We start from the raw sequence: 4,795 nt of genomic DNA, 5'->3' as shown, positions 1-4,795 counted from the left end.
TGCACGGCGACGTACCGGGTGACCGGGCAGTGGACCGGAGGCTTCCAGGGTGAGGTGACGGTGACCGCCGGTGGCGGGGCCGTCAGGGGCTGGTCCGTGACCTGGACCTACGCCAACGGCCAGCAGGTGACGTCGGCGTGGAACGCGACCGTGACCACCAGCGGCACGCGGGTCGTCGCCCGCAACGCGGAGCACAACGGGTCGCTGGCCCCCGGGGCGAGCACCACGTTCGGCTTCCTCGGCTCGTGGTCCGGCACCAACAGCGTGCCGACACCCACCTGCACGACCGTGGTCTGATCCCCACCGGAACCCCGGCCGGGGTCGCAGCCCACTCCCTCCGGGCGCGACCCCGGCCGGCCCGACGGCGGTGCGGCGGGCAGGCGTGCGTCAGACCAGGCAGTTGACGATGTCGGCGACCGAGCGGCGACGACCGGTGTAGAACGGGATCTCCTCCCGGACGTGCCGCCGGGCGCCGGAGGCCCGCAGGTCGCGCATCAGGTCGACGATCCGGTGCAGCTCGTCGGCCTCGAACGCGAGCATCCACTCGTAGTCGCCGAGCGCGAACGAGGCGACCGTGTTGGCCCGCACGTCCGGGTAGCCGCGGGCCATCTTGCCGTGCTCGGCGAGCAGCTCGCGCCGCTCGGCGTCCGGCAGCAGATACCACTCGTAGGAGCGGACGAACGGGTAGACGCAGACGTAGGAGCGCGCCTCCTCACCGGCCAGGAACGCCGGGATGTGGCTCTTGTTGAACTCCGCCGGCCGGTGCAGCGCCATCTGCGACCAGACCGGCGTGAGCGCCCGGCCCAGCGTGGTGCGGCGGAACCGCAGGTACGCGTCCTGGAGGTCGTCGCTGGAGGCGGAGTGCCACCAGATCATCAGGTCGGCGTCGGCACGCAGCCCCGAGACGTCGTACGTGCCGCGAACGACCACGTCCTTGCCGGCCAGCTCCGCGAAGAGCGCCTCGACCTCGCCGGTGACGTTGTCGCGCAGCGACGGCAGCGGGCTGGTGGCCCGGTACACCGACCACATCGTGTAGCGGATGCTGTCGTTGAGCTCCCGCAGCCGGGCCGCGTTGGTCTGCTCGGTCATGTCCCCGGTCCTCCCAGTGCTGTGATGATCTCCTCGGCCGCCGTCTCGCCGGAGCGGACGCAGATCGGGATGCCCACCCCGTCGTACCCGGCGCCGGCCAGGACCAGGGTCGGGTGGCTCGCCTGCAGGGCCGCCCGCGCGGCGGCCACCCGGTCGACGTGTCCCGGGGTGTACTGCGGCAGCGACCCGCCCCAGCGCTGCACGTGGCCGGCGACCGGTGCGGGCAGCGGCACGCCGAGCACCGCCGACAGTTCCCGGTGCACGGTGGCGGCCAGGTCCTCGTCGGTGCGCTGCACCTGCCGTTCCTCGCCGTAGCGGCCCACGGAGGCGCGGACGAGCGCCAGCCCGTCGGTGCGGCGCAGGTGGCCCCACTTCGTGGTGAAGAAGGTCGACGCCTTGATCAGCAGGCCCTCGGTGCCCGGTACCAGGAAGCCGGACAGCTCCGGCAGCTCCGGCTCGGGCAGCGCCAGGGTGACCAGCGCGACGCTGGCGTAGTCCAGCCCGCCGACGCCCTCGGCCACCCGCGGGGCCGGGCCGGCGAGCAGCCGGGCCGCCGGGCGGGCCGGCACGGCCAGCACCACGGCGTCGACGTCGACCGACTCCGCCTCGCGGGTGGGGCCGACGGTCAGCCGCCACCCGGCCCCGGCCGGGGTCAGCTCGCGTACCGCCGCGCCCCGCCGGATCGTCGCCCCGCTGGCCGCCGCGGCGGCCTCGACCAGCGTGCTGAGCCCGCTGGCCAGGGTGCCGAAGACCGGCGCCCCCGGCGCGCGGGGGGCCGCGGCCTGCGCGGCGCGCACCGCGCCCACCAGGGTGTGCTCCACCCGGGCGGACCGGGCCAGCGCGGGCATGGTGGTGGTCAGGGAGAGGTCGTCGGCCCGGCCGGCGTAGACGCCGCCGAGCATCGGGTCGACCAGCCGGTCGACCACCTCGTCGCCGAAGCGGGCCCGCACCAGCGCGCCGACGGAGACGTCCTCGTCCGCGCCGAGCAGCGGGCGGCCGGCGTCGACGTCGGCGTCCGGCGCCGGCCGCGCGACCGTGGCCACCCGCTCCAGGTCCCCGGGTACGCCGACCAGCGTGCCGCCCGGGATCGGGCGCAGCCCCCCGTCGACCACGAGCGCGGCCTGCCCGACGGTGGGGTGCACGATCCGCTCGCCCAGGCCGAGCCGGCGGACCAGGGCCACGGCGGCGGACTCGCCCCCGGCCGGGTCGCGCATCAGGAACGACTCGGCGCCGAACTCCACCGGTGAGCCGGCCAGCTCCCCGGTGCGCAGCTTGCCGCCGAGCGCGCCGGACTGCTCGTACACCGTGATCTCGGTGCCGGCGGGAGCGCGGTCGCGCAACCGGACCGCGGCGGCCAGCCCGGCGATCCCGCCACCGACCACCGCCACCCGCCACGTCGCCCGCATGCCGCTCAGCCCCGGTCGCCCGACTCGGCGGACAGCTCGTGCACCAGGGCGACCACCCGGGTCAGCACGTCGGGGTCGGTCTCCGGCAGCACCCCGTGCCCCAGGTTGAACACGTGCCCGGGGGCGGCCCGGCCCTGCTCCAGGATCCGCCGTACCTCGGCCTCGACCACCGGCCACGGCGCGAACAGCACGCACGGGTCGAGGTTGCCCTGCACCGCCCGGTCCGGCCCGATCCGCCGGGTCGCCGCGTCCAGCGGCGTACGCCAGTCGACGCCCACCACGTCGGCGCCGGCCTCGCCCATCGCGCCGAGCAGCTCGCCGGTGCCCACCCCGAAGTGGATCCGGGGCACGCCCGCGTCGGCCAGCCCGGCCAGCACGCCCGCCGAGTGCGGCAGCACGAAGCGGCGGTAGTCGGCCTCCGACAGCGCGCCGGCCCACGAGTCGAAGAGCTGCACCGCGGACACCCCGGCGGCCACCTGCACCCGCAGGAACTCCAGCGTCACCTCGGCCAGCCGGCCGCAGAGCGCGTGCCACAGCTCCGGCTGGCCGTACATCATCGCCTTGGTCTTCGCGTGGGTCCGCGACGGGCCGCCCTCGACCAGGTAGCTGGCCAGGGTGAACGGCGCGCCGGCGAAGCCGATCAGCGGGGTGTCGCCCAGCTCGGCGACGAGCATCCGGACCGCCTCGTCCACGTACGACACGTCGTCGCGGTTGATCGGCCGGATCCGCTCCACGTCGGTCAGGGTGCGCACGGGCTCGGCGACCACCGGGCCGGTGCCCGGCACGATGTCCAGGTCCACCCCGGCGGCGGCGACCGGCACCACGATGTCGCTGAACAGGATCGCGGCGTCCACACCGTGCCGGCGTACCGGCTGGAGGGTGATCTCGGTGACCAGGTCGGGGCGGCGGCAGGACTCCAGCATCGCCACGTTGGCCCTGATCGCGCGGTACTCCGGCAGCGACCGGCCGGCCTGGCGCATGAACCAGACGGGGGTGTGCGGGCCGGACTGACGCCGGCAGGCCCGGACGAAGGGCGAGTCGGCCGGTCCGCCGGGGCGGGGGTCTTCGTCTCGGGCGTCGGCGCCCGTCGTCGTGGTGCTCATCGCGGCCATCGTGCCACGGGGGACGCGACCGGCAGCGGGCAGCGCCGCCTTTTGTGACCCCGGTCAGCCCGCCGGCGGCGGGACCGGCCGGGCGGTGGCGGCGGCCCCGGCGTCAGACGGCGTCGGCGCGCCTCTCGGGCGGGCGGGCGGCCGGCGGCATAGGCTGCCGGCATGGCCCCCCCGATCGCGCTCCCGGAGACCTTCGCCCGCGCGGTCACCGGGCTGCGGTCCGCGGCGCCCCGATCGGAGATCGTGCTGGAGGAGGTCGGCGCGCCGCAGCGGCTCGCCCCGTACACCTTCGCGCTCTCCGCCACCGTCCTGCGCGACGGCGAGGAGGTGGCCTCCGGGCGGCTCATCCTGCTGCACGACCCGGCCGGTCACGAGGCGTGGCAGGGCACCCTGCGGCTGGTCACCTACGTGACGGCGGAGCTGGAGGTCGACCTGGCCGCCGATCCGCTGCTGCCGGGGGTGGGCTGGACCTGGCTGACCGACGCCCTGGAGGCGCAGGACGCGGAGCACCGGGCGATCGGCGGCACCATCACCCAGACCATGTCGACGCGCTTCGGTGACCTGGCCGGGCCGCCCGCCGCCGGCGACATCGAGATCCGTGCCTCCTGGACGCCGGTCGACGACGACCTCGCCCCGCACCTGCTGGCCTGGTGCGCGCTGCTGGCCTCGACCGCCGGGCTTCCCCCGCCCGGGGTGACCGCGCTGCCGGAGCGTCGCCCCGCCGGCGCGGCCTGACCCCGCGACGGGTCACCTCACAGATACTTCTCGGCCTCGTTGCAGACCTTGTCCATGCCCTGGATGGCCTTGTCGTAGGCCGGCTTGTTGCCGTTCGCCGCCGCGGCGAGCGCGGTGGTGAGCTTGTCGAGGCAGTTGGCGATGACCTTCTTCTGCCGGGCCTGCTCGTCCCGGTCGTTGCGGGTGCCGGTGAGGTCCTGCTCGGTGTCGCCGAGCTTGTCCCGGACCGCCTGGAGGTCGGTCTTGAGCTTCTCGATCTCCTTGCCGTTCGCCGTGATGGTGCCGTCGCGCTGGCTGACCTCGCTGGCCATCTTCTTCTCGGTCCGGTCCAGCTCGTTGGTGGTCGACACGAACAGGCCGGTCATCACCCCGCCGAGGACGAAGAGCAGCCCGGCCACGACCGCCAGGACGAGCACCTTGTGGCTCTTGCGGGGGCCGCCGGGCGCGGGGGCG

5 protein-coding genes and 1 pseudogene are annotated in these 4,795 nt (G+C 75.3%); 2 read left to right on the top strand and 4 right to left on the bottom strand.

The annotated features are described in order from the left end of the window. Positions 1 to 297 (top strand): cellulose binding domain-containing protein (locus F6X68_RS30735; protein WP_192581609.1); only part of this gene is annotated, 297 nt, incomplete at its 5' end. Positions 298 to 387: 90 nt separating this feature from the next. On the opposite strand, the gene hemQ is transcribed toward F6X68_RS30735, so the two are convergent. From hemQ to hemE, 3 genes are read right to left on the bottom strand one after another with little or no spacing between them, the layout of a single operon-like run. Then, on the bottom strand, positions 388 to 1,089 hold the full coding sequence (gene hemQ, locus F6X68_RS30730) for a hydrogen peroxide-dependent heme synthase (protein ID WP_151457526.1): 702 nt from the start codon (positions 1,087 to 1,089) through the stop codon (positions 388 to 390). Beyond that, positions 1,086 to 2,495: a protoporphyrinogen oxidase gene (gene hemG, locus F6X68_RS30725; protein ID WP_151457525.1), complete on the bottom strand. Its 1,410-nt coding sequence runs from the start codon at positions 2,493 to 2,495 to the stop codon at positions 1,086 to 1,088. Before hemG ends, hemQ begins: the two co-directional genes overlap by 4 nt. A gap of 5 nt (positions 2,496 to 2,500) precedes the next feature. Beyond that, positions 2,501 to 3,598 carry a uroporphyrinogen decarboxylase gene (gene hemE / locus F6X68_RS30720; protein ID WP_151457524.1) on the bottom strand — a complete coding sequence of 366 codons (1,098 nt, stop codon included), beginning with the start codon at positions 3,596 to 3,598 and terminating at the stop codon, positions 2,501 to 2,503. 171 nt (positions 3,599 to 3,769) lie between these two features. Here hemE and F6X68_RS30715 point away from each other — a divergent pair, with 171 nt between their 5' ends. Then, complete coding sequence (locus F6X68_RS30715) at positions 3,770 to 4,342, top strand: DUF3000 domain-containing protein (RefSeq protein WP_151457523.1); 573 nt, start codon at positions 3,770 to 3,772, stop codon at positions 4,340 to 4,342. Between the two features lie 17 nt (positions 4,343 to 4,359). Here F6X68_RS30715 and F6X68_RS30710 read toward each other — a convergent pair. Next, positions 4,360 to 4,795: pseudogene (locus F6X68_RS30710) on the bottom strand (hypothetical protein); the annotation flags it as partial.

Origin of the sequence: Micromonospora sp. AMSO12t (assembly GCF_008806585.1) — a bacterium.
GTDB lineage: Bacteria > Actinomycetota > Actinomycetes > Mycobacteriales > Micromonosporaceae > Micromonospora > Micromonospora reichwaldensis.
The sequence above is the reverse complement of the archived record's forward strand: the minus strand, read 5'-3'. Positions and strand labels throughout refer to the sequence as shown.

Coding starts and splice junctions, on each gene's coding strand:
- hemQ (WP_151457526.1), bottom strand. CDS start 1,089: ATGACCGAGCAGACCAACGCGGCCCGGCTGCGGGAGCTCAACGACAGC.
- hemE (WP_151457524.1), bottom strand. CDS start 3,598: ATGAGCACCACGACGACGGGCGCCGACGCCCGAGACGAAGACCCCCGC.
- hemG (WP_151457525.1), bottom strand. CDS start 2,495: ATGCGGGCGACGTGGCGGGTGGCGGTGGTCGGTGGCGGGATCGCCGGG.
- F6X68_RS30715 (WP_151457523.1), top strand. CDS start 3,770: ATGGCCCCCCCGATCGCGCTCCCGGAGACCTTCGCCCGCGCGGTCACC.